A 26,644-nucleotide genomic window follows, 5' to 3' on the forward strand; every position below is an offset into this window, starting at 1 on the left:
GCAGCCATTGAGCGCCGACGCGTCCGCGCTACCACCCGTGTGCACCACGTGCTTTGTTCCGCTTCCGGCGACAGGCATCTGCGACTCCTGTGGCTAAGGGCGTGCAGATCTTTAACTCGTTGTTTTGACCTTGGTCTGGGTGGAGTCGGGAGCGAGGAACGTCGCGACGTCGGTTGGTGTGCGGAGGCGGGCGGTAGAGGCGTTGATGTGGTGGCCGTGTGCTTCCAGGAGCGGGCGGACCTCCTGTTTCGCGCGGCTGATGGTCATGGCGGTGACGCCGAGGAGTTGGCCGAGGAGGTCCACGGTCGCGAGTTTGCGCAGGTGGAGCACGGTGACCAGGATCCGGTCGGCTGGGGTGAGTTTGGCTTTGGCACCTGTGCCAGGGGCCATCAGGCGCTCGTGACCACGACGTGTGCGGAGCACTTGCTCGCGTTGGACCTCCAGCGCTGGAGTCAGCGCGTCGATGAGCTCGCTGAGCTGCTGACGGGTCATCCCGGTCAGTTCCGGGTCCTGCAGCGAACGCCGCGTGAGGCGAGGCGGTCTGCCCGCCGGGGCCTGGTCCGACGTGCTGTCGGTCGTGGCCGCGTCCATCGGATGCTGGGGGTGGAGGGTGTAGTTCCAGTCGCCGTGGAAGCGGTGGCGGGTGATCGGCAGGGAGGCGATGTCGTCGTCGCTGACCTGGATGCCGGTGGGGTAGGGGTTGGTGTCGAGTTCCGCGTGCACGGTCAGACCGGTCTTGGTGGTGGTCGCCGCGATGCTCTCGACGACGACTTCGTGGCTGGTCAGGGGCCTGCCGCGCCAGTTCATGGTGATGTGGGAGAACAGCCGGTACTCGATCCGGTTCCACTTCGAAGTCCCGGGAGGCAGGTGGCAGACGGTGATCGTGAGGCCGACCTCAGTGGCGAACCGGGCGAGTTCGGTCTTCCACGTGCGGGTGCGATACCCGTTGGAGCCGCCGGCATCGGCGGTGATCAGCAGCCGGCCGGTCGTCGGGTAGGTGGCCCGCCCGGCTCCGTTCCACCAACGGCGGATCGACTCGACGCGACGGCGAACGCGGCGGTGTCATGGTCGGTGCCGACGTTGACCCAGCCGGTGTTCGCGGCGACGTCGTAGATGTCGTAGGGCACCGCCCTGCCCAGCACGCGGTCCGGGAAGTCGTGGGTGTCGACCCGCACCGGCTCGCCCCTCGGCTCCCATTCACGGCCGTTGTTCTTGAACGGGCCGACCAGCTCCTTCTTCTTCGTGTCCACACTGATCACCGGAGCACCGCCGTCCTGGTGGTCGCGGGCCTGCTCGTTGAGGTAGTGGAACTGTGCGTCCCGGTCGGGGTGCTGCTTGCCTTTCAGTGTCTTGGCATTGCTCTGCAGGCTGAAGCCCTCCTCGCGCAGCAGGTCGCCCACCGTGTCCGCGGAGATCCTGTGGCCCTGCCGGGTCAGCTGCTCGGCCAGCTTGCGGGTGGATTTGGTGGTCCAGCGCAGCGGCGACATGGGATCTCCGCGAACGTCGGGCTCGACCAGCGTGAGGAGTGCCTCCCGAACGGCTGGGTTCAGGTCGACGACGCGTTTGGGGCCGGCGCCGGACCGACGGACGCGGCCCAACGGCGCCTCTCCGGATCCGAGTTCCCGCACTCCGGCAGACACAGCGGCCTCACGGACACCGGCAGCACGAGCGACCGCTCTGATCCCGCCGTGGCCGAGGGACTACGCCTCCGCCCCTATCAGCAGGCGACGCTGCCGCTCGTCGAGATGCGGCAGAATCGCCTCGAACTTGGCTGCCAGCGTGGTCCATTGCCTATCCAACCCGCTCATGCCTGACCAACGAACCACCAAGCAGAAAGCCACGAGTTAAAGATCTGCACGCCCTAACGAGCCGTCACAGAATCAGCATCACGGCATCCCGCCAGCACTGGCAGGCCTTCAGCAGGAGTCACAACCGGACCGGGCACGCCGCCCTTGCGCGAAGCTCCCAGGGCCGAGTCGAGCCGGTGCACGTGACCTAAGCCGCGGGCCCCAGGGGCGCAACTGCTTCCCGGCGGGCTGCCGGACCGGAGGGTGGAGCAGAGGCGAGGAGCACGGAAGCTTTCGGAGATTTCTCTGGTGCGGTGTAAAGGATCCGGCGGCCGTACGCCTCTCAGCATGTGTACGGCCGCTGCGTCACCGTGAGGCGCTGGGCCGCAGACTGGAGGAGGTCCGGTGGAATCGACGGGTGTTGGGGTCGTGGTGTTCCTGGTGCTGCTCTTCGCGCCGGCACTGCAGGGGATGCTGAAGAGCATCGCGTTCCGCCTCCGCGCGGCGGGCAAGGCCGAGATGATGCGTGCGGAGAGGACGTCGGACATGCGGGCGCGCACGGGGTGCCGGTCGGGGAAGCGGGGGCGGCGTGGCTGATCAGGACAGGCCGCGGTCGCAGCACGCCGAGGCGTTGGCGATGTTGGCGAAGGAGCGGTACCACGAGCTGGTCGACTGGGCCGGGAGCCGGCTGGCCACTCGCGGAGTGCCGCAGTCGTCGGCGGATCCCGAGGACGTCGTGCAGAACGCCCTCACGTCCGTGCTCGCAGTCACCGAGTCGATCGGCAACATGCGCGCGTACGTCTACACGTGCATGAAGCACGAGATCAAACGGGCGGCAGGGCGCCACGCCGAGGGCAGGGGCTACGCCTCGCGCGACGCGGACGTGCGGCTGGAGGACGAACTGGCGGTCCACCCTATCGCCGAGACCGAGCTGCGGCACGTAGTCGGCGAGGCACTGAGCGATCTGCCGCCGCAGCAGCGCAGGGTGATGCTGCTGACCCGGGAGTTGGGAATGACCCAAGCCGAGGCGGCTCAGGTGTTGGGGTCCGCGCCGGGCACGGTGGGCGTCCACGCACACCGTGCGATCCGCGCGCTGCGCAGGACGCTCGTCGGCCTGGGCGTCGCCCTCGTCGCGTGGACCACCTGGTTCATGACGTTCGGCAGGCGGGAGATCATCCCGGCCGCAGGCCTCCAGTCGCCGGCCGGCGCGGTGACGCTGGGCTTCGCCGGCACGGTCGGTGTCCTGCTCACGGTGATGGTGTGGCTGGTGATGTGGGCAACGGGAGACACCCGCCCACGGTGGGCGAAGGTACTGAAAGCGCTGCTCAAGGCCGTTGAGCCCGCACAGGCAGGCCGCGAGAACATCAATCCCCCCAGTTCCTCCGCCGGAACAGAGCCGCCGGACCACCAGGCCTCCGGCTGGTCGTCCTCCGACGGGATCAGCTGGGAGCCTCAGGCATGACGCCCGCGGGGGCAGCCGACTCGCACGGCTGCCCGCCTCCCCTCTGACCAGCGGAATCCCCGATAACGGCAGGTCCATCGTGCGGCGTTTCCCTTGGGCGCAGGGGGGAGCGCGGCGGAGGACATCGCACACACTACGGCGCACGGGACGGGCAGCACCTGTCTCCACTCATGCGCCGCAGCACGTGCGGGAGCTCGCGCATCCGATCACGGCGGGTCACGCGTTCTGAGCGCCTCCATACGCCCACAGATCACAGATCACAGATCAAGGCGTGGGGTCTCTGTGTCACCACGACTCCTGCGCATCGACGACATCTGGATGTGGGGGCAGCGCGCCGGAGCGGTTCGGGAGGCCGAAGGCAGGATTGATGCCCAGGGCCAGTTCCCGGCCGCCCCGGAGCAGCACATGAGAGGGGCCGCCTATGTACTCGTTCTCCACGTAGTAGCGGGTCCGGGTGTAGGCAGCCTCGATCGCGTTGTGGAGTGTCACCAGGTCCAACGCCTCCGGGCCCTCTTGAACGCCATCGGTCAGCCCGTCTACGAGGGTCTCGGTGAAAGGATCCGCCATCGGCCGGAAACTCGACGTTTCGGCGCCCATCAGGGATGGAGCGGGGGCAGTGCCGGTGAACCGGGTCGTGGCTATGGCTGCGTGGTCGCAGTCGAGGATGACGGCGGGGCGGCCCGCCTGACTGGTGCTCATGATCTCGGCGACGGCGTCCAGGGCGACGCCGGTGTCGGCCGGGTGCCGCGGATCGGTGTCCATCACACCGAAGACGAGTCCCCCTTCGCGAGTGAAGCCGCACCCGGCGTACCAGAACAGCAGTACGTCCGATGCCGCCTCGGCGGCGTGCCGCAGGGCGTCGAGCACGTCGGCCGGGCGTTCCGGGCCCAACAGCAGCGTGGAAAGCGAGCCAGAACCCGAGAACCGACAGCACCAGTGCATGAGATGGCGAGGCGTCGGCAGCGCGTCCTGTTCGATGTTCATGAGTAACGACAGCGCCCCCAGCGCGCTTCGCCGTCGCAGGGCCTCGCCTCGGGAAGCCGCGATGAGGCCACAAGCAGCTCTGCGTAGTGTTCCGGCTCCTTGGCATCCGGTCACGGAGCCCGCGCAAGAACCCGTTTGGCGGACCACAGCGGCCCCTGCTACTTTCGCGGAGGCCGTGCGAGAGAACGAGGAGGTGGTACCCGTGAACGTATCGACATGGGTGCTCTCCTCCGGGGTCACGGTCGGGCGATAGGTCGTCCGGGAGCGCCGTTCAACAGCACTCCCGAAAGGCACGACCATGGCCCTTCAATTCACTTCCGAACAGCGCCTCGACGACGGCGTCCTTGAACGCGCATTCACCCTCGGCGAGATCCCCGGCATCCTGTGGACGCTCGGATCCGCACCGGCGCCGCTGATCCTGCTCGGCCACCCCGGTGGACTGCACCAGATGTACCCCCGGCTGGCGGGCCGGGCCCGGCACTCCGCGGCGGAGGGCTTCGCCGCGGCCACCATCGAGCTCCCCGGGAGCGGTGAACGGCCCCGTTCCGCCGCCGCCGGGCGGGCCCGCGCCGACCTGCGCCGGGCGCTGGAGGCCGGCGAGCCGGTCGACGACGCGATCATCGACGCCCTCATCCTCCCGCTCGTCGAAAAGGCGGTCCCGGAATGGCAGACCGCCCTGGACGCCCTCCTTTCGCTGCCCGAGATCAGCGGCCCGGTCGGGTACTCGGGGGGAGTGATCTCCATCGGGATCCGGCTGGCGGTGGTCGAGCCCCGCATCTCGGCCGCCGTTTTGTTCGCCGGGAGTTTCGTGCCTCGCGCCATGTTCGAGGAGGCCCGCCAGGTCACCATTCCGCTGCACGTCCTGCTGCAGTGGGACGACGAAGGGAACGACCGGCAGGCGGCCCTGGACCTGTTCGACGCCTTCGGCACCAGGGAGAAGACCCTGCACGCCAATCTCGGCGGGCACACCGGCGTCCCGCAGTTCGCGGGGGACGCCGCGGCCCAGTTCTTCACCCGGCACCTGAAGTGAGACCGGGCCGTCAGACAACCAGCAGACGGTAAGCCATGTTGGCCAGGATGCTGCTCGTCGAGGGCAGGTCCCGGCGCTCCTCTGCTGTGTGTGCCGCGGGCCCCTGCCAACTCGGCAGGGGCCCGCGCTGCCCGAAGCCATGAACTGTTCGATTTCTGCAGTGCTTCGGGTGCTGCCCAATATCGTGTCCAGGTGCTGTCGGCTCTCGTGGACAAAGCCAGAAGCCGTAATCCGCATCGCGATGATCGACCTCATAAGCCGGGACTCACCCGCGAAGCCACTCCGAACTGGCGGCAGCCCTGAACTCTGAGTACGTCAGTGGAACAAATGAGACCGCTGGCTCCGACGGGGAGGTTCGAAGCTCAGCCCCTTCTCGTCGAGGGCGTTGAAGAGGGTCACCCGGCCCGTCGCGAAGGCGAAGCTGACATCGATGTTCCCCTGAGCGGCATCTTTGCCTGTCCACTCGAGCAGTTCGGCGCTGTCGAGGGCCTGCCCCCGTAGAGCGTGCAGTTCGGAGAGCGGATCGGGACGCCACTGAAGGTCGAAGTCGGGCCACCGGACAGGACGGGTGAGGTCGATCGTGTTCCACGTGAGGGAGAGCTCGTCGAGCTTGTGATGGTTGATCTCGACCTGCGCACCATACCGAAATCGAACATCACATCATCTTGTCAGAGCTGCCCCACCTCAGCTGTAGTCCCGAACCGCAGTCGGCGGCGCACTTCTCAAACATCCCTGCCGGGACAAAACACTCTTCGAACCTGTCCGGACAACTCGGCGGGCAGGTGGGTCAATTCGGCGTCAAGGTTTGCCCCAGCATCCCTGACCCGGTGTTCATTCCCGCGCCACCGCCCCTCCGCCGAGGCGCCCCGCCGCGGGCGCAGCATCCGTGCTCGTACGACGCACAGACGTTCCTGCCCGGAGGGTGAACCAGCATGGCCAGCAGAGGAAGACGAGCGGCGATACGGAGCCTCGGGGCGCTCGCCGGAGCGGCGGCACTCACGGTGCTCGGCAGCAACGCGCCGGGCTGGGCGGCGGTGCCCTCCGGTCAGTCCGCGACCACGACGCCCATCAAGCACGTCGTCGTGCTCTTCGACGAGAACATCTCCTTCGACCACTACTTCGCCACCTACCCGAAGGCCGCCAACACGGACGGCACGAAGTTCAAGGCGTCGAGGAGCACCCCCAAGAACATCGACACGCTGGCCCACGCCGGGCTGCTGAAGACGAACCCCAACCAGTACACGCCGAAGCGGCTCTCCCCCGCCCAGGCGATGACCTGCGACCAGAACCACTCCTACGGGGCCGAGCAGTACGCCACGAACGGTGGCAAGGCCGACCAGTACGTGCAGAACACCGAGGTCGACAAGTGCAGCGGGGGCCTGTTCGGCGAGCCCGGCCTGGTCATGGACTACTACGACGGCAACACCGTCACCGGGCTGTGGAACTACGCCCAGCACTACTCCCTGTCCGACCGCTCCTTCAGCTCGGTCTACGGCCCCTCCACGCCCGGTGCCCTGAACCTGATCTCCGGTCAGACACACGGCGTGGTCTCCGTCGACCCGGCCACCGGCAAGCGGACGGCGACGCCCGACCCGTACGCCGTGAAGTCGCCCGACGCAAAGGGCGTGGGCACGGTGATCAACGACCCTGACCCGGCCTTCGACGACTGCTCCGACAAGGACCACACCGGCACCAACGCGCTGGCTGCCCTGCAGGGCAGGAACATCGGTGACCTGCTCAACGCGAAGAAGGTGTCCTGGGGCTGGTTCCAGGGCGGCTTCCGGCCCTCGGCCGCGTGGAACGGGACGTCCGGGTCGTACGCCAAGTGCGACACCACCCACACCAACGTGGGCGGCGCGGCCGTGGCGGACTACAGCCCGCACCACAACCCGTTCTCGTACTACAGGTCGACGGCCAACCCGCACCACCTGCCGCCGAAGAGCGTCGCCGAGATCGGCCACAGCGGACAGGCCAACCACAACTACGACCTGACCGACTTCACCGCCGCCGTCAAGGCGGGCAAGCTGCCGGCGGTCAGCTTCGTGAAGGCCGGTGAGTACCAGGACGGCCACGCCGGCTACTCCGACCCGCTCGACGAGCAGCACTTCCTCGTCAAGCAGATCAACGCGATCCAGAGCTCACCGCAGTGGAAGTCCACCGCGGTCGTCATCGCCTACGACGACTCCGACGGCTGGTACGACCACGCGTACGTCGCCCCGCGCAACGGCTCGAAGGACACCTCGCTCGGCTCCAACGGCAAGGCCACCGACAGCCCGGCCTGCCAGAACGGCCCGAAGGCGTCCGGCGGTTACGCCGACCGCTGCGGCCCGGGCACCCGCCAGCCGCTGCTCGTCGTCTCGCCGTACAGCAAGGTCGACAAGGTCGACCACACCCTGACGAACCAGGCGTCCATCACCCGGTTCATCGAGGACAACTGGCACACCGGCCGCGTCGGCGACCATTCCTTCGACGCGACGGCCGGCTCCCTGGCGGGCATGTTCGACTTCCGGCACCCGAACAACAAGCAGGTGCTGCTGAACTCGGACGGCTCGGTGAAGTCCGTGCGCCCGATCCAGCACGTCGCCCCGGTGGCCACGAGCATCACGCCCGGCCCGGCGATGCAGAACACGGCGGCCGCCACCGGCACTTCGGGGGTCCCGGCCCTTCCGGTCGGCCTCGGCGTGGGCGCCCTGCTGGCCGCCGGTGTCACCGGCACGTACCTCACGCTGCGCCGCAGGCAGCACGCCTGACCGACACCGCTCCCCACGAGTGCGCCCCCGGCCGACGTCCGGGGGCGCACTCCGTTCAGGCTCTGACCGATGCCTTCGTTCCGCTCACGTCGCTCGCTCTCCCGAGCAGTTGGAGCAGCGGTCCGGTCATGAAGGTGGTGACCAGCGCCATGAGGACGAGGACGGCGTACAGGTCCTGGCCGATGAGCCCCGCCGACCTGCCGACGTCGAGCACGATCAGCTCGGTGAGCCCGCGGGTGTTCACCATGACGGCGACCAGCGCCGACTGCCGGGTGTCCAGGCCGTGCACCCGGGCAGCTCCGTAGGCCGGTACGACCTTGCCCGCGATCGCCGCCACCAGGAGCACGCCCAGCAGACCGAGGCCGTCCGCGCCCAGTGTGCCGATGTCGACCGACAGGCCGGTGGACACGAAGAACAGCGGCAGCAGCATCCCCGACGTCTGTTCCATCGGTCGCAGCACGTCGGCGTTCGGCGCACCGTCCCGGCGCGGCATGGCCAGCCCGGCGAGGAACCCGCCGAAGACGGCGTGCAGGCCGAGCGACTCGGTGACCCAGGCGCTGCCCAGGGCGAGGACCAACGCCACCGGAACGGGATTGCTGAGCAGCGTGGCCGGCCGGTTCAGCCACCGGCGCAGCACGGGCCGGACCAGGCCGAGGACGAACGCGACGAAGGCTGCCAGCAGGGCCAGGGCGACCGGCCAGGGCCACCGGGTGTCCTGTCCGGAGTCGCTGAGCACCGCCGCCAGCACCAGCCAGGCCGCCACGTCCATGAGGCCGGCCGCCGTGATCGCCACCGTTCCCGCGGGAGTGCCGGCGGCCCCGCGCTCCCGCACGATGGCCGCCAGCACCGGGAGGGCGGTGACCGAGAGCGCCACCGCCATGAACAGCGCGAACGAGTGGTGGCCCGCGTGCCCGGGATCCACGGCGGAGAACAGTCCGCCGCACAGTTCCACGGCCCCCACGGCGAGCGCCATCGGGGTCAGCAGGGCCGCCACCGCGACGCTCACCGCGGTGCGCCCCGCCCGGAAGGTGCGGAAGTCGATCTCGTGGCCCGCCACGAACAGGAACAGGACCACGGCGATCTGGGCCAGCACCGACAGGAACGGCCTCGCCTCGGCGGGGAACAGACGCGCGGACAGGTCCCCGGGAAGCCGGCCCAGCAGGGTCGGTCCCAGGGCGATCCCGGCGAGGATCTGGCCGATCACCGCCGGCTGCCCGAGCCGCCGGGCCAGGCCCCCGAACACCCAGGAGACCAGGATGACGAGGGCCACGTCACCGAGAACGGTGGCTAAGAGATGACTCACGAGGACACCTCTCTCGCGGAGCGCCGGAACAGACCCGTGCGCTAGAACAGGCCCTTGTAGGTGCCCCAGCCCGTGCCGATCTTCGTACGGGCGCCGAAGGAGCCCTTGCCGCTGCCGTTGGCGCGCCACAGCGTGCCGGAAGTGTCTCGGGCGACGAGGTCCGCCTTGCCGTCGCCGGTGATGTCGCCGACGCCGATGACGGCGTTGTAGGAGGAGCCCCAGTTGTCGAAGAGCTTCACCCGGGCCTTGAACGTGCCCGAGCCGGTGCCGCTGTAGCGCCACAGCTTGTTCGACTTGTCCTGGACCAGCAGGTCACCGCGGCCGTCACCGTCGAGGTCGCCGGCGCCGACGACCTTCTTGTAGCCGGACCAGTCCGCGTACAGCTTCACCCGCGCCGACAGCTTCCCGGAGCTGGTCGCCTTGTACAGGTACAGCGCACCGGTCTTCGCGTTCCGCGCGACGAGGTCCGCGCGCCCGTCCCCCGTCACATCGCCCGGCGAGGTGAGGACGTCGTACTGGTCGAAGCCCGTGCCCAGCGCGGTGTTTGCGGTGGACGGCGTCACGGCCTTGCCGCAGCCGGGCCGGTAGGCGCGCAGGGTGCCGTTCGCGTACCGGACCAGGAGGTCGTTGCAGCGGTCGCCGTCGAGGTCGCCGAACGGGACGGCCTTGACGGAGGTCGCCCAGCCCGAGCCGGTCACCTTGCCCGAGAAGCCGCCCTTGCCGTCGCCCTTCTGGATGCTCAGGGCGCCCGAGGAGCTGAGCGTCAGCAGGTCGCCGATCCCGTCGGAGCCCGCGTGGTCGCGCCGTACGGCCGCGGCGCCGGTCACCTGGACCGTGCCGGAGGTGGACAGCGCGGCGCCGTTGCCGTCGGCCGGGGTGGCGGTGAGGGTCCAGGTGTAGGCGCCGTTGGGCACCAGTGCTCCGCTCTGCGTCTTCCCGTCCCAGGTCGCGCGTACGGCGCTGCGGGTGGGGCTGCCCTGCCAGGTGCGCAGGACCGCTCCGGTGGTGTTGCTCTTGACGGTCACCTGCCAGGAGGCGGCCGGCTTGGACAGCCACCAGCGGCCCTCCCACCGTGCCGCACCGCCGGCCGCCGCGAACGACGCGGGTGCGATCGAGTCGGGCGCGGTCAGCCTGGACGCCAGCCAGGTGTAGTCGTAGGCGCCGACGACATGGACGGCACTGTCCGCGTCCAAGTAGGCGACCTTGTTGGAGCGGCGGTCGACGGTCCAGGTGACCCCGCGGGTGTCGGCGGCCGTGGTGGACGCGACGCCGGTGATCTCGCCGAGGGAGTCGGTGACGTCGTTGCGGACCTCGGTCAGCCGGATCGACTTCTTGACGGGGTCGTAGGAGCCGTAGAAGCCGTCGCCGAGGAGCACGCCCCCGACCGGGGCGTCGTACGTCTTGTCCATGTAGGCGAGATTCTTGATCCCGGCCTTCTTCTGGGCGGCGCAACTCCAGTACAGGAGCGTGCCGTTGGTCCGCAGGTCGTCCGGTGTGCAGCCGCCGCCGGTGTCGACGGTGCGAACCGCCTTGCCCGTACGCAGGTTGGTGGCGACCACCTGTCCCGCGGTGGTGGACGGTGTCCACAGCGTGCCGTAGTCGAGGACGGCCGCCTGGGCGTTCTGTTCGCGCACGACCTTGCCGGCGGTGATGTCCACGACGTACTGCTTGCCGCCGCCCGTGTACAGCACGTACTGCGGGGACACGTCAAGGATGCGGCCGTCGGTGGCCGGCAGGGCGATGTCGCCCTTCGGATCGTCGGCCGTGGTGAGGATGTCCTTGCCGGTGGCCGGGTCGGTGGTGAGCTGGGCGAGGCCCTCGTCGCCGCCGTCGGCGAAGCGGCCCGCGCCGGCACTGCCGGAGGTGGCGGCCGGGGTCAGCGGGGCCCCGCCAGCCGGCGCCAGGGCGGTGCCGATGTCCTGGCTGTGGAGCGTGCCGGTGCCGCGCAGGGAGTTGAGGAAGCGTATGGTGCCCCGGTCGAGGCCGAGCGCGCCGACCGAGCCGTCGTAGTGGACGGGCGTGATCGTCTGCCAGGGCGTGACGGAGACGCCGCCGTTGCCGTCGTCGGCGAGGAAGTACAGGCTGCGCGGGCCGTCGGCGGTGGCCCGTCCGATGACGGCCACCGACTCGCCGGTCTGCCAGGCCTGTTCGACATCGGCGAGGACCGGGTCCGCGTCCGCCGGGAGCGACAGGTTGTGCAGCGCCCCGCCCGAACCCTCGTACCACAGCGAGTTGCTGCCGACGACGAACGAGGTGACGTCGCTGTCCGGGGACGAGGTCGGCACGGTCCGTACGCCGGGGCTCTCGCCCGCGCTGGCGCGCGCCCGGATCCGGATGCCGGCCCCGTCCTCGCGGGTGTACCACGACACCCAGGAGCGGGTGAGCCGGAAGCTGCTCGCCGGTCCGGTCACCTGGAGTGCGGTGACGGCGCCGGAGAGGGCGTTGACGATGCCGTAGGCGGCTCGGCCGTCCTTCTGGTAGCGGACGACGAAGTCCGCACCTCCGTCGGCGGTCGCCAGGATCTGCGGTTCGGCCTCCGCGGTCGCGTCCGCCGGCAGTTGCACCTGAGTGTCGTAGACGCCGCCCGAGCCGTTGGGTCTGACGACCCGGTACTCGTAGGTGCCGTCGGCCAGTTGGTTCGAGGCGAGCGCGAAGCCGCCGCTCATCTGCGGGTGTCGGTAGCCGCTCGGCAGCTTGAAGGAGTACGTGTAGCCGGTTTCCAGGTTGTACGCGGTGATGGCGGTGCTGCCGTCGTCCGCGGTGGTGGAGTAGAAGACCCGGTTGTCGTAGTCGTACGTGTCGAAGAAGGACTGCGCCGGTACGCCGTCGAGCGCCGGTACCGCCTTTCTGGTGCTGCTCCAGAGGTAACCGTCGGTGCCCTCCTGCTGGTACAGCACGCCGAGGCGGCCACTGGCCACCACCGAGATCCGGCGGGCGACGTCGGCGTCGGGCGCGGCGATCTTCACTTCCGCGGTGACCGCGTATGCGGGCGCGATCAGCGGCGCGGCAAGTCCCGCTGTCGTGACGAGCGCGGTGGCGACGGTGGCGACGGCGCTCCCCGCGCGCGTCAGCCGATGGTGCCGTGCGGGCACGGTTCCCCCCTGTATGCGGCTCTGGTGTCAGAGCTTGTCTGTCATGTCTCCCCAGACATGTGTTCGTGAGCATACAAGTGGCCCATGACGCTGGTGGGTTGAGCGGGTGGGCTATCAGAGGTGCCACTTCGTCCGGTGGGCCGCGTCCCAGGGGCGGAGGGACGGTGAGGTCCTTGAAAACCGCTGGTCAACCGCGCATCGGGATGCTGGGATGGCCCGATGCGAGATCATGCGTCGCCGACCGTGGACCGGGGCCGCTACACGGACGCGGTGACTCCCTGGGAGCAGGAGTCCTGGCGGGCCGCGGCCCTCGACTGGGTGGAGGCCGGGCTTGCCGCCCATGGGCTGCGGATGACCGGCCGACCGCAGGTGCGGCTGCGGCCGTGGTCCGTCCTGGTACGGGTGCCCGTGGCCGGGCGCGCGGCCGTGTGGTTCAAGGCGAATCCGCCGGCCAGCAGCTTCGAGGGCCCGCTGACCGCTGCCCTGGCCCGCTGGGTGCCGGAGCACGTCCTGGAGCCGCTCGCGGTCGACGCCGACCGCGGCTGGTCCCTGCTGCCGGACGGCGGTGACCTCTTCCGGAACGTGCTCGGGCGGGAGCCCGTGGAGCCTCGCGCCTGGGAGGACCTGCTCCGCCAGTACGCGAGCATGCAGCACGCCCTGGTCCCGCACGCGCGGGAGATCGAACGGCTGGGTGTCCCGAGCGCCCAGACCGTGGAACTGCCCGAGATCTTCGACGAGTTGCTCGCCGAGACCGCGGCGCTGCGGCCGGACGAACGCGCGCGGCTCGACGCACTCCGGCCCCGCCTCGTGGACTGGTGCGCCGAACTCGCGGGCTCGGGCATCGCCGACTCCCTCGACCACTCGGATCTGCACGACGGCCAGCTGTTCAACCCGGAACCGGGCCGGTACACCTTCTTCGACTGGGGCGACGCCGCCGTCTCCCACCCGTTCTGCAGCCTGCGGGTCACCGCCCGGCGAGCCTGCGGCCGGTACGGTCCCGATGTGCTGCCACGCCTGCGCGACGCCTACCTGGAGCCGTGGACGGGATCAGGCCGCACGGCGGCGGAACTCCGGCGCGCCGTGAGCCTCGCGTGGCGGTTGAGCGCCCTGGGGCGTGCTCGCGCCTGGGGCCGCCTGTTCCCGACCGCGTCCGGAGCCGCTCCCCTGGCCGTACAGAGCGCCCGCTCGCTGCTGGAACTCGCCGAGGATCCTCCGTTGTAGGCGACAGGCCGTTGTAGTCAGCACACCACTCGTACGGCACAACGCCCGCTCCCCCGCCCGGGTGCCGTCGCCCCGGTGGCCCGCCGGGCCCGGCCGCCGCCGGTGCCGCCCTCGCGGAGCCCTCGTCCGGTTGCGGGAAACGGGGCCGGATCGGGAGGCTGGGCAAGGGACGAACCGGGCCGGATCCGGGAGGCGTGGTGATTCCAGCTCGCGGCATTCCACCCCTCGACCGCCGACGCTTCCTGGCCCTGTGCGCGGGCGCGGGCCTGGGCACGGCGGCCGCCTGCACGCCCGTGCCCCCGCGCGCGAACACCCGCCCGCTCCTGCGGACGCTGCCGGAGGCCGAACGGGACGCGGCGGGCACCGCCGACTGGCGGATCGGCTCGGCGGGCCCGCCGGACGCCGTGACCGGTTACACGGACCAGGTGAGCGTCGCACCCGGCGAGGAGTGCGGCCTGCACGTGTCGACCACCGCCGCCTCGTTCCGGGTCTCGGCGTTCCGCGTCGGCTGGTACGGCGGCAAGCAGGCCCGCCTCATTTGGGCCTCACCGCGCATACCCGGCAGCGCCCAGCCGCCCCCGCTCCTGCTGCCGGCCACCCGTACCGTGCGCGCCGACTGGCCCGCCTCACTGAGCCTGGACACCACCGGGTGGCCGGAAGGCGCGTATCTGCTGCGGCTGGAGGCCGACACCGGTCACCAACGCCACATCCCGCTGATCGTCCGCTCCGCCGAGGGCGCGGGCCGCACGGTCCTGCTGCACGCTCCGGCCACCTGGCAGGCGTACAACCGCTGGGGCGGCTACAGCCTCTACGCGGGCTCCTCGGGCGCCTACGCCACCCGGTCGCTCGCGGTCAGCTTCGACCGCCCCTACGACGGCAACGGCGCCGAGAAGTTCCTGGTCTACGAGTGGGCCCTGGTGGTGCTGGCGGAACGCCTGCGCATCCCGCTCGCCTACACCACCGGCGTCGACGTCCACCGGGACCCGTCGGTGCTGCGCGGCGCGCACGCCCTCGTCTGTCTGGGGCACGACGAGTACTGGACGCCCGAACAGCGGGCGTACGTCACCCGGGCCCGGGACGCCGGGACGAACGTGGCCTTCCTGGGCGCGAACACCTGCTTCCGCCGGGTCCGTCTGGAGGACGGGGAGGGGGCGGGCGACCGTACGGTGGTCTGCTACAAGACGTCCTACCGCGCCGACCCCAGCTACGCGTCCGCCCCGGCGCTGGTCACCACCGACTACCGCAGTCCGCCCGCCGCCGACCCGGAGTCCTCGCTCACCGGTGTCCTGTACGAGGGCTATCCGGTCGACGCCCCCTATGTCGTGCACGCCGCCGATCACTGGCTGTACGACGGCACCGGCGTACGCCCCGGCGACGCCTTCGCCCATCTGGTGGGCGTCGAGTACGACCGGGTCATGCCCGTCTCCCCCGTTCCCGGCCCCCTGGAGATCACCGCGCACTCCCCCGTCGTCTGCGTCGGCCGCCCCAGTCACAGCGACTCGGCGTACTACACGGCCCCCAGCGGTGCGGGGGTGTTCGCGACCGGCACCATGCGCTGGGTGGAGGGCCTGCTCGCCGGCACCGGTGAGCTGGGCCGCGACCACGGGATGGACGGCCGCACGCGCGCGTTCGTCACGCGCACCACGGAGAACCTGCTGCGCGCCTTCGCGCAGGGCCCGGCGACCCGCACCGGCCCGCCACCCCGTCCGAACGTGGAGCAGGTGTACGGCGGCGGCACGGTCTGACGGCGGCCACCCGGCCCCGGCGTCACTGAGCCTGATGCCCCGTGGCGCGGAGCCGGTCCCTGCGGGCGAGGTTGTAGAGACGCAGGAGGTGCTTGGCCACGGCGCAGGGCGCGGCGTCGGCACGGCACTGGCGGCACGTCTGCACGTGCTGCTCATAGGCGAAGCGAGCGCTTTCCAACGGATCGTTGTGCGCGTCGTTGAGAGTAGACATGGCCATCTCCGGGCAGGGCGCGTCCTGGGACCGCGCCGAGTTGACTGACTGGTACACCCGGAGCCAAGGTCATCATGTTACTTACGGTAGTGGGAAACTGGCCGGTAACCAGGCCCGTCCCACCGGCCGGGGACGTACGGTCAGTGGCCTCCCGAGGGCTGGTCGCAGCCGTCGTGGTCGGGGTAGCCGCCGAAGGCGTCCGCCTCGGTCGTGGCGCCGTCCAGGGTCGGGGTCCCCTGCAGGCTCCCCTCCACACACACCGGGTAGTCGTCGACCTGGACGAGGAAGCCGACGCCGCCCCCGCTCTGGTACGTCTGCACCTGCCCGCCGGAGTAGCCGAGGCCGACGAGGGCCTTGCGGACACTCTCGGGGTTGAACTGCCCGCGCGTGCGCAGTGGTTCGAGTGCCTTCCGGACGCGCCCGACGACCGCGAGGCCCTGGCAGCGGCGCTTGCCGTGCAGTTCGAAGGGCACCATGAAGCCGTGGTTCTCGGCGTAGTGGTCGGTCGGCGGTGCGGTGGGGCTCGGGGTGGCCGTGGACGGCTTCGGCGAGGGGGTGGGGCTCTCGCCGGGGCACGGAAAGTCCGCGGGCGTGCTCGGCGTCGCCACCGCGCTGCGCGAGGGCCCGCCCGCACCGGCGTCGTCCCCGGCCCGCTGCGTCCCGCACCCGGCGGCCAGTACGGCCAGTAACACCAGTGGAACCATCCCGGCCCGGGTTCCCGTCGAACTGATCTTCGTCATGCGCCGATCCTGGCCGCCGCCCGGGCCGCCGTCATGAGTTCTCGTACTCAGAAAGCGGGCTCAGCGGCTCGGAGGGCGAGCCGCGTCAGCCGCCGACGTCGACCCGCTTCTCCCGCAGCGCACGGGCATGGTTCATGAAGGCCGTCAGGCCCACCTCGAAGGCGCGGTCGGCCCGGCCCTCGCCCACCGCGGCGAGCGCCTCGGCGAGGCGGGGTGTCGGGACCTGGTCCGTCAGCTCCCACATCGTCTCCGGCGCGGCGAGGTCGAGGGCCGAGCCCAGCACCAGGTTCTCCAGCGCGATGATCAGGGGCATGATCCCGGCGCAGTCGAACCCGGCCGCGAGCAGGACGTTCACGGCCCGCTCGTACTGCTCCAGCACGCGCGGCGCTCGTACGGGTGAAGTCATCAGCAGCGGGATCGCCCGGGGGTGGGCGGCGAACGCGGCGCGGTAGGAGCGGGCCCAGGCCTCGACGGCCGTGTCCCACGGCGTCAGATCCAGGGTGGCGGGGTCGATCCCGGAGGTGACGTGCTCGCGCAGCAGTTCCACGATGCCGTCCCGGCCGTCCACGTGGTGGTACACGGAGCCGGTCTGGGCGCCGAGCCGCCGGGCGATCTGCGGCACGCTGAAGTCGCCGCTCTCGTCGATCAGTTGCAGCGCGGTGGTGGTGATGCGCTCGCGGTCGAGGAGCGGTGTGCGCGGCCGTCCCATGGTCAGCGTTCTCCCTGAGGTCTTCCCGGATGCCCAACGGCAGGTTACATTGCGGAAACCGAAAGCCTTTAGGTTAACGACTCCGGGCACCGTCATCCCCCCGTGCGCCCGGAGACGTCGGCATGGACCCGCCCACCCCAGCCCCGGCCGCCGACGCCCGCGAACCCCGGCCGCCCCACCACCGGGACCCCCTCCCGTCCGCCGCCAGAAGGGCTCCCCCGTATGTCCGTGACCACCTCCGAGCTGCCGGAGGAGAGAGCGTCGTCCGACACGGCCACGCTCCGCTCCGGTTCCCTCGGCACCGCCGACATCGCCTTCTTCGTCGTCTCCGCCGCCGCACCGCTGACCGTCATGGCCGGCGTCGCTCCCCTCGCGATCCTGCTCGGTGGCATCGGCGCGCCCGTCGGCTATCTCCTCGCCGGCCTGACCCTCGCGGTCTTCGCCGTCGGCTTCACCACCATGAGCCGCCACATCACCAGCGGCGGTGCCTTCTACGCCTTCATCACCCGCGGCCTCGGCCGCCCGGTCGGCATCGGTGCCGCCCTGCTGGCCCTGATCGGCTACAACGGCATGGAGATCGGCGTCTACGGCCTCCTCGCCTCCACCACCCGGGACACCCTGCACTCCCTCTTCGGCACCGACGTCCCCTGGCTGCCGATCTCCCTGGCCGGGCTGGTGCTGATCGGCTACGGCGGCTTCCGTTCGATCGACTTCGGCGCCAAGCTGCTCGGCGTCCTGCTCGTCGCCGAGACCGGGATACTCGTCCTGCTCGCGGGCGGGGTCCTGGTCAAGGGCGGCGCCCACGGCCTGTCCCTGGGATCCCTGGCCCCGGCGCACGTGTTCGTCCCCGGCACCGCCGCGGTCCTCGCCTTCGCCTTCGCCGCGTTCACCGGCTTCGAGTCGACCGTCATCTACCGCCGCGAGGCCCGCGACCCCGAGCGCACGGTCCCGCGCGCCACCTACCTGGCCGTCGGATTCCTCGGCCTGTTCTACGCGTTCATCGTCTGGGTGGCCGTCCAGGCCTTCGGCGACGACCAGGTCGTCCGGGCGGCCGGCAAGGACCCGGCCGGGCTGTTCTTCACCGCCATCACCACGTACGTCGGCGGCTGGGCGGCCGACCTGATGCACGTCTTCATCATCACCAGTGTCATCGCCTCCCTCCTCGCCTTCCACAACGCCATCAACCGCTACGCCCTCGCCCTGGCGGAAGAGGGCGTACTGCCCCGCCGGCTCGGCCGGATCCACCCGCGCCACCGCTCGCCCCACGTCGCGGGCATCGCCCAGACGGTCCTCGGCGCGGTCGTGGTCCTCGCGTTCTGGGCCGCGCAGGCCGACCCGTACCAGCAGCTGCTGCTGTGGGTGAACACCCCGGGAATGATCGGCCTGTTGCTGCTGCAGCTGCTCGCCGCGATCGCCGTGCCCTGCTACTTCCGGCGCGTCAGCCACCAGGAGGGCAGTCTGCGCACGCTGGTGGCCCCCGTCGTCGCCGCCGTCCTGCTGGCGACCGCGATCGTGCTGGTGGTGGGTCACATCGACCTGTTCACCGGCGCGTCCCCGGCCGTGAACACCCTGCTCGTCATCGTCTCCCCCGTCGTCTTCGCCCTCGGACTGCCGCTGGCGTGGTGGCTGCGCCGCAGACGCCCCGAGGTGTACGCCGCCTTCGCCACCGAACCTGCCGAATGACCCTTTCCCGCACAGGAGTCGCCCCCATGCCCGCAGCCGACCTCATCCTCACCGGCGCCCAGGTCCGCACCCTCGACCCCGCCCGGCCCACCGCCTCGGCCGTCGCCGTGCACGACGGGACGATCACCGCGGTCGGGGAGGCGGCGGACGTACGCGACTGGCGCGGCCCCGGTACCGAGGTCGTGGATATGGGCGGCGCACACCTCGTGCCGGGCCTGGTCGACGCGCACAGCCATCCGGTGTGGGGGCTGGACATGGCGACGGGCACGGACCTGTCGGCCGTGACGGACCTGGCCGGGCTGCGCGCGGCGCTGGCCGGGGCAGAGCGGGCGGCAGGCTGGGTCGTCGGCTTCGGCCTGGACCACAACGCCTTCGAGGGCCGGCCCGTCCACCACGACCTCGTGGCGGACGTCCTCGGTGACACGCCGGCCTTCCTGCGCCTGTACGACGGCCACTCCGCGCTCGTCAACGGCGCGGCCCTGGCGGCCGCCGGGGTGACGGGGCCGCGCTCCTTCGCCCAGCGTGCGGAGGTGGTGTGCGACGCCGAGGGCCGGCCCACCGGTCACCTCGTCGAGCATGCCGCGATGGACCTCGTGGTGGACGTCCTACCGCGGCCGTCGTACGCCGAGCGGCGCACCCGGCTGCTGGAGCTGCTGTCGGCCATGGCCGCCACGGGGCTGACCGGCGCCCATGTGATGGACGGCGGCGACCTGGACCTGGTGGCGGCGGTGGCGCGGGAGACCGTGCTTCCCGTGCGGCTGCGGTTCGCGCCCTGGTGCATGCCCGGCGCGGACGACGACGCCCTGCGCGAACTGATCGAGCTGCAGGGCAGAGGCGGCCGGCACTGGCTGGTCGGCGGGGTCAAGTTCTTCATGGACGGCACCGTCGAGGGCGGTACGGCCTGGCTGGAGCACGCCGACTGCCACGGCCAGGGCACGGACGCGTTCTGGCCGGATCCGCAGGCGTACGCCACCGCCGTACGCACCCTGCACGCGGCGGGCGTGCGGACGGCCACGCACGCCATCGGGGACGCGGCCGTGCGCCACGTGCTGGACACCGTCGCCTCCCTCGGGCCCGGCGGGCGCGGGGTGCACCGGATCGAGCACATCGAGACCGCACCCGACGAACTCCTCTCCCGTTTCGTGGAGTTGGGCGTCGCGGCTTCGCTGCAGCCGCCGCACACCGGCTACACCCGGGACGACGGCACCGACGAGTGGTCGCGCCGTCTGGGCGCCGACCGGGCCGCCCGCGCCTGGCGGCTGCGGGACCTGCGCGAGGCCGGGGCCACGGTCGCGCTCGGCTCGGACTGGCCCATCGCGCACTACGACGTACGGGCCGTACTGGCGACGGCCCACCGCCCCAAGGGTGCCGCGACGCGGCGGCCGGGGCTCACGCCGTTGCAGGCGCTGGAGGGCTGCACCAGCCACGCGGCCGCCGCAGCCTGCGAGTCCGGCGTGGCCGGCCGTATCGCACCCGGCCACCGCGCCGACCTGACCGCCCTGTCCGTGGACCCCGTGCTCGCGCCCGGCGACGAACTGGTCGACGCACCGGTCGTGGTGACGGTGACGGGCGGCCGTGTGGTGCACCGGGGCGGGTGACGGGGCACCCCGTCAGCGGTACGTCAGGCCCGGGTCAGCGGCTCCTGTCACTCTTTTCATGTGAACGGCACGGGAAACCGGAAGCCGGGAACAGGGAGAGGTGCCCGGAGTGGTTGATCGGGGACCAGTGAGCACGCCTCAAGGTCGGGCCCCATGGGCCCACGCAGGTTCGAATCCTGCCCTCTCCGCTCGGTGCGCAGGAGGACCGGGAACGGGGCCGGGCGGGCTCACCACACGTCGATGCGGCGCCCCGTGAACACGGTGGGCCCGATGCGTACCCACAGGTCGCGCTCTCCTCCGGCCCACGGCGTGCTGTAGGCGTGTTCGGCCAGGTGGCGTGCCTCGTCGGGGTCGGTCACCGCGCGGCGGTGCCGTGGACCAGGAGGCTCCACCCCTGGCTCAACCAGGTGGGCGACGTACTCCTCGGCCACGCCTGCGCGAAACGCCACCTGCTCCCGGGTGAGACCCAGCTCCGTGCGGTGCCACTCGATGCGGCGTCCCAGGTCGCCCTGCGTGACTGTCGCCACCGGAGCCTGCGTGTGGTGCTGCGGGGTCGTCCGTTCGGTCATGGCCACCCACTCCTCGCCCGGGCCGGACCGCCCGGCACCAGCGTGTTCCGTCGATCTCACCGTCGCACACGCCCGGGTCCGCCCCATGGGCCGCTCGACCCCTCCCCGTGCCGTTCGGCACCCGCCGAGCGGCCGTGCGGCTCGACTCGGGAGAGACTGGGGACATGGCCGACAAGACGGTGGATCAGCTGCCCCGCAGGACGTACGAGAAGGAACTGCTGCGTCTGCAGACGGAGTTGGTGAAGCTGCAGGAGTGGGTGCGGGCCGAGGGCGCCCGGCTGGTCGTCGTCTTCGAGGGGCGGGACGCGGCCGGCAAGGGCGGCACCATCCAGCGGGTCACCCAGTACCTCAACCCCCGCCTCGCCCGGATCGTGGCGCTGCCGAAGCCCACCGGCCGCGAGCGCACCCAGTGGTACTTCCAGCGGTACGTCGAGCATCTGCCGGCGGCGGGGGAGATCGTGCTCTTCGACCGGTCCTGGTACAACCGGGCCGGCGTGGAGCACGTCATGGGCTTCTGCACCCAGGAGGAGTACCAGCGGTTCCTGCGCCAGTGCCCGATCTTCGAGCGGATGCTGGTGGAGGACGGGATCGTGCTGCGCAAGTACTGGTTCTCGGTGAGCGACGCGGTGCAGCAGGAGCGGTTCCGGCGCCGGCTGGAGGATCCGCTGCGACGCTGGAAACTGTCGCCGATGGACCTGGAGTCGATCATTCACTGGGAGGCGTACTCCCGGGCCAAGGACACGATGCTCGTGCACACCGACATCCCGGAGGCTCCCTGGTACGTCGTCGAGAGCGACGACAAGCGCCGCGCCCGGCTGAACATGATCGCCCATCTGCTGGCGTCCGTGCCCTACCAGAACGTGCCGCCGCCGGTGCTGGAGCTGCCCGAGCCACCACCGTCGACCGGGTACGAGCGCCCGCCGCGCGATCTGCAGACCTACGTCCCCGATCACTCGGCGACTCTCTGAACCCACGCGGGTTCCGCATCCTGCCCACTCCGCCGGCATGGGCCGGGCCGTGCGCCGACCACCATGGGTACCGGGCAGACTGTGCAGGTGAACGACTTCTGCCCAGTCCTGCGCGACCCTGCTCCGCAGTGGTACGGACGCCTGCACGTCCGTACCGCCGACCTCTCTCCGGCCGCGTGGCTCACCGACCCCACCCCGGGGTACGCCGCCATGGGAACGGTGGCGGGGGTCGCCGCGCCCGGCTTCGCGGCCTACGCGAGGATTCTGCATCCGGCGTCCCTGGACGAGCGGCCGGTGCGCTGGTCGACGGTGGCCGCCGCGCACGGCACCCGGGTGACCCCGACCGTGCGCTGGCACGAGGTCATCGGGGAGGACCAGGACTACCTCAACCGCTCCGACCACGGGCTGTCCGGTGTGTGGGACGAGCATCCGGGCGAGGGACCGACCCCGCCCGAGGTCGCCCGGGCCCTGATCCCTGTGCTGGGCCGGCACACCCGGACCCCGGAGCACTGCTGGTTCGGTCTGTGGTGCGGGTACGGCCGGTGGGCGTTCGACGGGATCCCCACGTTCGCGACGCCCGGCCGGGACGAGGTGCTGCTCGCCGGGCCCCTGGCCGATGCCGTCTCCCCGACGGCCCTGGACGAGTTCGCCGAGCTGCCCGACCTGTGGTGGCCCGAGGACCGCGCCTGGATCGTGGGCGGTGACGTGGACCTGGTCAGCACATACGTCGGCGGATCCCCCGAGCTGATCGCCGAGTTGCTGTCCGACCCGGAGCTGGAGGCCCGTCCCGTGGGCGCGGGCGACCCGGTCGGCTGAGCATCGCGTCGCCGCCGTCGGCGAAATATTTCGACGCCAACACCGAATGATGCGAGGGGTATTGACGCCACTGACACCCCTCCTATCATCCAGAGCGTCCGGGGCTACGGTCACCGTTCGAATCTCTGGACATCGCGGAATCGAGCGCTGAAGCATGTCATGCCCCCGTCATGCACCCGCAGCATCATTCGACCGTACGAGGAGAACCATGAAGTCCCCCACCGGGCCCGGCCGACGCCGGGCCTCCCTCTTAGGCCTGCTGGTCGCCGGCGCGCTCGTGGCGACCGGGACGGCCGGCGCCGTACCCACGGCCGTGAAGGCGAGCACGCTCGGCGCTCAAGCCGCCCAGTCGGGGCGGTACTTCGGGACCGCCGTGGCCGCCGGAAAGCTCGGCGACGGAACGTACTCGACGATCCTGGACCGCGAGTTCACCATGGTCACGCCCGAGAACGAGATGAAGTGGGACACCACCGAACGGTCCCGCGGCTCGTTCAATTTCGCTCCCGCCGACCAGATCGTGAGCCACGCCACCGCGCACGGACAGCGTGTGCGCGGCCACACACTGGTCTGGCACTCCCAACTGCCCAGCTGGGTCAGCGGCATCACGGACGCGAACACTCTGCGCACCGTGATGAACAACCACATCACCACCGTGATGAACCACTTCAAGGGCAAGGTCTACGCCTGGGACGTGGTCAACGAGGCCTTCGCCGACGGCGGCAGCGGGCAGCACCGCAGCTCGGTCTTCCAGAACGTGCTCGGGGACGGCTTCATCGAGCAGGCGTTCCGCACCGCCCGGTCGGCCGACCCGTCGGCCAAGCTCTGCTACAACGACTACAACATCGAGAACTGGACGGACGCCAAGACCCAGGGCGTCTACCGCATGGTCCGTGACTTCAGGTCCCGGGGCGTGCCCATCGACTGCGTAGGCTTCCAGAGCCACTTCGGCAGCTCCGGTCCGCCTTCGAGCTTCCAGACCACGCTGGCGAACTTCGCCGCGCTCGGTGTGGACGTGCAGATCACCGAGCTGGACATCGCGCAGGCGTCCCCGACGGCGTACGCGAACGCCGTCAAGGCCTGCAGGAACGTCCCCCACTGCACCGGCATCACGGTCTGGGGCATCAGGGACAGCGACTCCTGGCGCAGCGGCGAGAACCCGCTGCTCTTCGACGGCTCGGGCAACAAGAAGGCCGCGTACGGCTCGGTGCTGTCCGCCCTCGGCGGCACGGCCGCGGCCACGGCACCCGCCGCGCTGCCCTCCGGTTTCGGCTGGAGTTCCAGCGGCCCGCTGATCTCCCCGAAGCCGGACTCCACCCACACCATCGCCGGCATCAAGGACCCGTCCGTCGTCCACTACAAGGGGAAGTGGCACGTGTTCGCCAGTGTCGCCAGTTCCTCCGGGTACAACCTGGTGTACCTGAGCTTCGGCGACTGGTCCCAGGCCGGCTCGGCCACCCACCACTACCTGGACCGCTCGGCGATCGGCAGCGGCTACCGGGCCGCGCCCCAGGTCTTCTACTACGCGCCGCAGAAGCTGTGGTACCTCGTCTACCAGACCGGGAACGCGTCGTACTCCACCAACCCGGACATCAGCAACCCCGACGGGTGGAGCGCACCGCGCACCTTCTACGCGTCCATGCCGGACGTCATCAAGCAGAACATCGGCAACGGCTACTGGGTCGACATGTGGGTGATCTGCGACAACAGCAACTGCTATCTGTTCTCGTCGGACGACAACGGGCACCTGTACCGCTCGCGGACCGGCGTCGCCCAGTTCCCGAACGGCTTCACCGACACCGTCATCGCCGCCCAGGACTCCCACAGGTACGCGCTGTTCGAGGCGAGCAACGTGTACAAGGTGCAGGGCAGTAACCAGTACCTGCTGCTCGTCGAGGCCATCGGCTCCGACGGGCGCCGCTACTTCCGTTCCTGGACCTCCGCCGGCCTCGCCGGTGCCTGGACGCCGCTGGCCGCGTCCGAGAGCAATCCGTTCGCCCGGGCGAGCAACGTCACCTTCCCGTCGGGCGCCTGGACCAGGGACATCAGCCACGGCGAGATGATCCGCGCCGGGTACGACCAGACGCTCACCGTCCCGGCCTGCAGACTCCAGTACCTCTACCAGGGGTTGGACCCGAACGCGACCGGCGACTACAACACCCTGCCATGGCGGCTGGGCCTGCTCACCCAGACCGACTCGACCTGCTGAACGCGAGTGCCGGCCCCGCGCGGGTGCGTGCGCGGGGCCGGCTCACGCGTCGGCTAGGGCGTGACGACGCTGCCGCCGAACGTCACCACGAGGTGGCCGTCCGAGGCGAAGGACCAGCCCAGGGCACCGGAGTAGGAGGCGCACCGGGAGCCGTTCGTGCCGGTCCAGAACTGGTTGGAGCTGTCGGCGTCACCGACGGTCTTGTCGTTGGAGCCGCTGACGGCGAAGCGGCACGAGGTGTTGGTCCGGAACACCGACGTCCCCGCGTCGAACGAGAAGTTGCGCTCGGCGTTGTCGACGCTGACGTTGTTCGAGATCGCCATCGTGCCGGGGTTGCTGTTGTAGGTGAACCCGTGATGGCCGTTCTTGTAGGCGATGCTGTGCCGGACGACGTGGTTGACCGCGATGTCGTCGCCGCCGAGCTTGTAGCCGTTGCGGTCGCCGTTCTTGTTCTGGGTGCCGTCGCTGAGGGTGCCGTTGCCGTACGAGAGGGAGTTCTCGATGGTCACCGGGCCGATGGCGCCCGTGTCGGTCTTGGTGTAGAGGTCCCAGCCGTCGTCGATGTTGTGGTGGGAGACGTCGTACCGGAAGACGTTCCCGGTGCCGGTGGTCAGCTTCGCGGCGAAGCCGTCGGCGTCCTCGCCGTCGGAGTCGGCGTTGTCGTGCGACTCGGAGCTGACGATCAGGTTGTTGGACGGCCACTGGCTGCTCGGGGTGCTGGAGGCGATCCGGCCGAGCTGCAGTCCCGTGTCGCGGTTGTACGCCGTCACCGTGCGCTCGACGACGTTGTTGCTGCCGCCGACGTAGATCCCGTTGTCACCGGCGTGCTGGACGGTGAGCCCGTACAGGTGCCAGTAGGAGGCGTTCAGCTGGATCCCACGGTTCGACGAACTCTCGCTCTGCGCCGAGAAGTTCAGCACCGGGGTCTCGCCGGGGTAGGCGGACAGCGTGGTGCGGGCGCTGGAGGTGCCGTCACTGCCGGCCGGGATGGTGACCGTCGACGAGTAGTTGTACGTACCGCCGCGCAGGTAGATCGTGCCGCCGGAGGTGATGTGGCTGATCGCCGAGGTGAGCGTCGTCGGGGCGGACTCCGTGCCGGCCGCGCCGTCGGTACCGCTCGGCGACACGTACAGCACGGTGCCCGTCGCCGCCGCGGAGACGTCGGCGTCCACGTAGTCGATGTTGGGCAGGCCGGCGGAGGAGGTCGGGTTGAACCGGATGGTGTTGCTGCCCGCGCCGACCGGCACGGTGAGCGTCTTGGTCACCCAGGTCCCCCAGGCGCCGGTGGCCTCGAACGACGCCGAACCGGCCGCCGAGCCGTTCACCGTGACGTCGGCCGGCCGCGCGGCGGTGGTTCCGTTGGCGAAACGGACCTGCAGGGTCGCGGTGCCCGCACTGACGGCGTTCACGGTGAACTGGGCGTAGGCGCCGCTCGCGTTGGTGCCGTTGCAGAATCCGCTGCCGGAGTAGCCGGTCCAGTCGGAGTCGATGGTGCCGGTGCAGACCGAGGGGGAACTCTCGGCCTCGTAGCGGGTGGTCGCGGCCTGTGCCGTGGTGCCGGACAGCGCGACGAGCGTGCCGGCGATCAGGCTGGCGCACGCGATGGCTGGTCTGAGGTGCATCGGCTTGTCTCCAGGGGTCGGTTCGGCTGGGCGGGTGCGGTGCCGGGGTGCCGTGGTGCGACGATGCTGTGGTTCGAGAGCGTGAACTGCACTGCCGGATGCTTGCGGGAAACCGGCAGTGGAAAGCGCTTTCTCCGACCGTAGGGAG

At 70.6% G+C, this 26,644-nt stretch carries 19 protein-coding genes and 2 pseudogenes; 12 read left to right on the top strand and 9 right to left on the bottom strand.

Annotated elements, in window-relative coordinates; all coding sequences use genetic code 11:
- Positions 1-111: 111 nt before the first annotated feature.
- Positions 112-1,808 (bottom strand): annotated as a pseudogene (locus BEK98_RS29485) (ISAzo13 family transposase).
- A 384-nt stretch (positions 1,809-2,192) separates the two neighbouring features.
- Between BEK98_RS29485 and BEK98_RS29490 the strand changes: the two are divergent.
- Positions 2,193-2,384, top strand: a complete 192-nt coding sequence (locus BEK98_RS29490; protein WP_094219733.1) for a hypothetical protein — start codon at positions 2,193-2,195, stop codon at positions 2,382-2,384.
- Positions 2,377-3,249: a sigma-70 family RNA polymerase sigma factor gene (locus BEK98_RS29495; protein WP_143684175.1), complete on the top strand. Its 873-nt coding sequence runs from the start codon at positions 2,377-2,379 to the stop codon at positions 3,247-3,249. Before BEK98_RS29490 ends, BEK98_RS29495 begins: the two co-directional genes overlap by 8 nt.
- A 285-nt stretch (positions 3,250-3,534) precedes the next feature.
- Here BEK98_RS29495 and BEK98_RS29500 read toward each other — a convergent pair whose 3' ends face one another.
- Positions 3,535-4,233, bottom strand: a complete 699-nt coding sequence (locus tag BEK98_RS29500) for a hypothetical protein (RefSeq protein WP_143684176.1) — start codon at positions 4,231-4,233, stop codon at positions 3,535-3,537.
- A 298-nt stretch (positions 4,234-4,531) separates the two neighbouring features.
- Between BEK98_RS29500 and BEK98_RS29505 the strand changes: the two genes are divergently transcribed.
- Together BEK98_RS29505 and BEK98_RS29510 are read left to right on the top strand one after the other, a co-directional pair.
- A complete protein-coding gene (locus tag BEK98_RS29505) occupies positions 4,532-5,263 on the top strand; it encodes a dienelactone hydrolase family protein (protein WP_094219736.1) in 732 nt (243 codons plus the stop codon).
- Positions 5,264-6,195: 932 nt separating this feature from the next.
- A complete protein-coding gene (locus tag BEK98_RS29510; RefSeq protein ID WP_094219737.1) occupies positions 6,196-8,013 on the top strand; it encodes a phospholipase C in 1,818 nt (605 codons plus the stop codon).
- Positions 8,014-8,068: 55 nt separating this feature from the next.
- Here the strand turns inward: BEK98_RS29510 and BEK98_RS29515 are convergent, their stop codons facing one another.
- Positions 8,069-9,316 carry a cation:proton antiporter gene (locus tag BEK98_RS29515; protein ID WP_094219738.1) on the bottom strand — a complete coding sequence of 416 codons (1,248 nt, stop codon included), beginning with the start codon at positions 9,314-9,316 and terminating at the stop codon, positions 8,069-8,071.
- 41 nt (positions 9,317-9,357) lie between these two features.
- Positions 9,358-12,408, bottom strand: a complete 3,051-nt coding sequence (locus BEK98_RS29520) for an FG-GAP-like repeat-containing protein (protein WP_094219739.1) — start codon at positions 12,406-12,408, stop codon at positions 9,358-9,360.
- Between the two features lie 219 nt (positions 12,409-12,627).
- On the opposite strand from BEK98_RS29520, the gene BEK98_RS29525 reads away from it, so the two are divergent.
- Positions 12,628-13,629, top strand: coding sequence for an aminoglycoside phosphotransferase family protein (locus tag BEK98_RS29525; protein WP_094219740.1), 1,002 nt, complete (start codon positions 12,628-12,630; stop codon positions 13,627-13,629).
- Between the two features lie 197 nt (positions 13,630-13,826).
- Positions 13,827-15,374, top strand: coding sequence for a N,N-dimethylformamidase beta subunit family domain-containing protein (locus tag BEK98_RS29530; RefSeq protein WP_425276631.1), 1,548 nt, complete (start codon positions 13,827-13,829; stop codon positions 15,372-15,374).
- Between the two features lie 22 nt (positions 15,375-15,396).
- On the opposite strand, the gene BEK98_RS29535 is transcribed toward BEK98_RS29530, so the two are convergent.
- The 3 genes from BEK98_RS29535 to BEK98_RS29545 form a co-directional block, all read right to left on the bottom strand.
- On the bottom strand, positions 15,397-15,585 hold the full coding sequence (locus BEK98_RS29535) for a hypothetical protein (RefSeq protein ID WP_094219805.1): 189 nt from the start codon (positions 15,583-15,585) through the stop codon (positions 15,397-15,399).
- A gap of 140 nt (positions 15,586-15,725) precedes the next feature.
- Complete coding sequence (locus BEK98_RS50220) at positions 15,726-16,325, bottom strand: hypothetical protein (RefSeq protein WP_244202057.1); 600 nt, start codon at positions 16,323-16,325, stop codon at positions 15,726-15,728.
- Positions 16,326-16,410: 85 nt separating this feature from the next.
- Positions 16,411-17,034, bottom strand: a complete 624-nt coding sequence (locus BEK98_RS29545; protein WP_094219741.1) for a TetR/AcrR family transcriptional regulator — start codon at positions 17,032-17,034, stop codon at positions 16,411-16,413.
- 222 nt (positions 17,035-17,256) lie between these two features.
- On the opposite strand from BEK98_RS29545, the gene BEK98_RS29550 reads away from it, so the two are divergent.
- From BEK98_RS29550 to BEK98_RS49130, 3 genes and pseudogenes are all read left to right on the top strand, one after another.
- Positions 17,257-18,717: an APC family permease gene (locus tag BEK98_RS29550; protein ID WP_094219742.1), complete on the top strand. Its 1,461-nt coding sequence runs from the start codon at positions 17,257-17,259 to the stop codon at positions 18,715-18,717.
- Positions 18,718-18,743: 26 nt separating this feature from the next.
- Positions 18,744-20,315, top strand: a complete 1,572-nt coding sequence (locus BEK98_RS29555; protein ID WP_094219743.1) for an amidohydrolase — start codon at positions 18,744-18,746, stop codon at positions 20,313-20,315.
- Positions 20,316-20,409: 94 nt separating this feature from the next.
- Positions 20,410-20,503 (top strand): annotated as a pseudogene (locus BEK98_RS49130).
- Positions 20,504-20,542: 39 nt separating this feature from the next.
- On the opposite strand, the gene BEK98_RS51155 reads toward BEK98_RS49130, so the two are convergent.
- Entirely contained in the window at positions 20,543-20,884 is a 342-nt protein-coding gene (locus BEK98_RS51155; RefSeq protein ID WP_094219744.1) for a helix-turn-helix domain-containing protein, read from the bottom strand.
- Positions 20,885-21,048: 164 nt separating this feature from the next.
- On the opposite strand from BEK98_RS51155, the gene ppk2 reads away from it, so the two are divergent.
- The 3 genes from ppk2 (at position 21,049) to BEK98_RS29575 (ending at position 24,874) form a co-directional block, all read left to right on the top strand.
- Positions 21,049-21,852, top strand: coding sequence for a polyphosphate kinase 2 (gene ppk2, locus BEK98_RS29565; RefSeq protein ID WP_094219745.1), 804 nt, complete (start codon positions 21,049-21,051; stop codon positions 21,850-21,852).
- 87 nt (positions 21,853-21,939) lie between these two features.
- The gene (locus tag BEK98_RS29570; RefSeq protein WP_244202058.1) at positions 21,940-22,668 is read left to right on the top strand and encodes a hypothetical protein; all 729 of its coding nucleotides are present in this window, start codon (positions 21,940-21,942) and stop codon (positions 22,666-22,668) included.
- 208 nt (positions 22,669-22,876) lie between these two features.
- Entirely contained in the window at positions 22,877-24,874 is a 1,998-nt protein-coding gene (locus tag BEK98_RS29575; protein ID WP_094219746.1) for a glycoside hydrolase, read from the top strand.
- Positions 24,875-24,927: 53 nt separating this feature from the next.
- Here the strand turns inward: BEK98_RS29575 and BEK98_RS29580 are convergent, their stop codons facing one another.
- Positions 24,928-26,496, bottom strand: coding sequence for a carbohydrate-binding protein (locus BEK98_RS29580; protein WP_094219747.1), 1,569 nt, complete (start codon positions 26,494-26,496; stop codon positions 24,928-24,930).
- Positions 26,497-26,644 lie beyond the last annotated feature (148 nt).

Origin of the sequence: Streptomyces diastatochromogenes (assembly GCF_002242805.1) — a bacterium.
Classification (GTDB): Bacteria; Actinomycetota; Actinomycetes; order Streptomycetales; family Streptomycetaceae; genus Streptomyces; species Streptomyces diastatochromogenes.

Coding starts and splice junctions, on each gene's coding strand:
- BEK98_RS29500 (WP_143684176.1), bottom strand. CDS start 4,233: ATGAACATCGAACAGGACGCGCTGCCGACGCCTCGCCATCTCATGCAC.
- BEK98_RS29505 (WP_094219736.1), top strand. CDS start 4,532: ATGGCCCTTCAATTCACTTCCGAACAGCGCCTCGACGACGGCGTCCTT.
- BEK98_RS29510 (WP_094219737.1), top strand. CDS start 6,196: ATGGCCAGCAGAGGAAGACGAGCGGCGATACGGAGCCTCGGGGCGCTC.
- BEK98_RS29525 (WP_094219740.1), top strand. CDS start 12,628: ATGCGAGATCATGCGTCGCCGACCGTGGACCGGGGCCGCTACACGGAC.
- BEK98_RS29535 (WP_094219805.1), bottom strand. CDS start 15,585: ATGTCTACTCTCAACGACGCGCACAACGATCCGTTGGAAAGCGCTCGC.
- BEK98_RS50220 (WP_244202057.1), bottom strand. CDS start 16,325: ATGACGAAGATCAGTTCGACGGGAACCCGGGCCGGGATGGTTCCACTG.
- BEK98_RS29545 (WP_094219741.1), bottom strand. CDS start 17,034: ATGGGACGGCCGCGCACACCGCTCCTCGACCGCGAGCGCATCACCACC.
- BEK98_RS29550 (WP_094219742.1), top strand. CDS start 17,257: ATGTCCGTGACCACCTCCGAGCTGCCGGAGGAGAGAGCGTCGTCCGAC.
- BEK98_RS29555 (WP_094219743.1), top strand. CDS start 18,744: ATGCCCGCAGCCGACCTCATCCTCACCGGCGCCCAGGTCCGCACCCTC.
- BEK98_RS51155 (WP_094219744.1), bottom strand. CDS start 20,884: ATGACCGAACGGACGACCCCGCAGCACCACACGCAGGCTCCGGTGGCG.
- ppk2 (WP_094219745.1), top strand. CDS start 21,049: ATGGCCGACAAGACGGTGGATCAGCTGCCCCGCAGGACGTACGAGAAG.
- BEK98_RS29575 (WP_094219746.1), top strand. CDS start 22,877: ATGAAGTCCCCCACCGGGCCCGGCCGACGCCGGGCCTCCCTCTTAGGC.
- BEK98_RS29580 (WP_094219747.1), bottom strand. CDS start 26,496: ATGCACCTCAGACCAGCCATCGCGTGCGCCAGCCTGATCGCCGGCACG.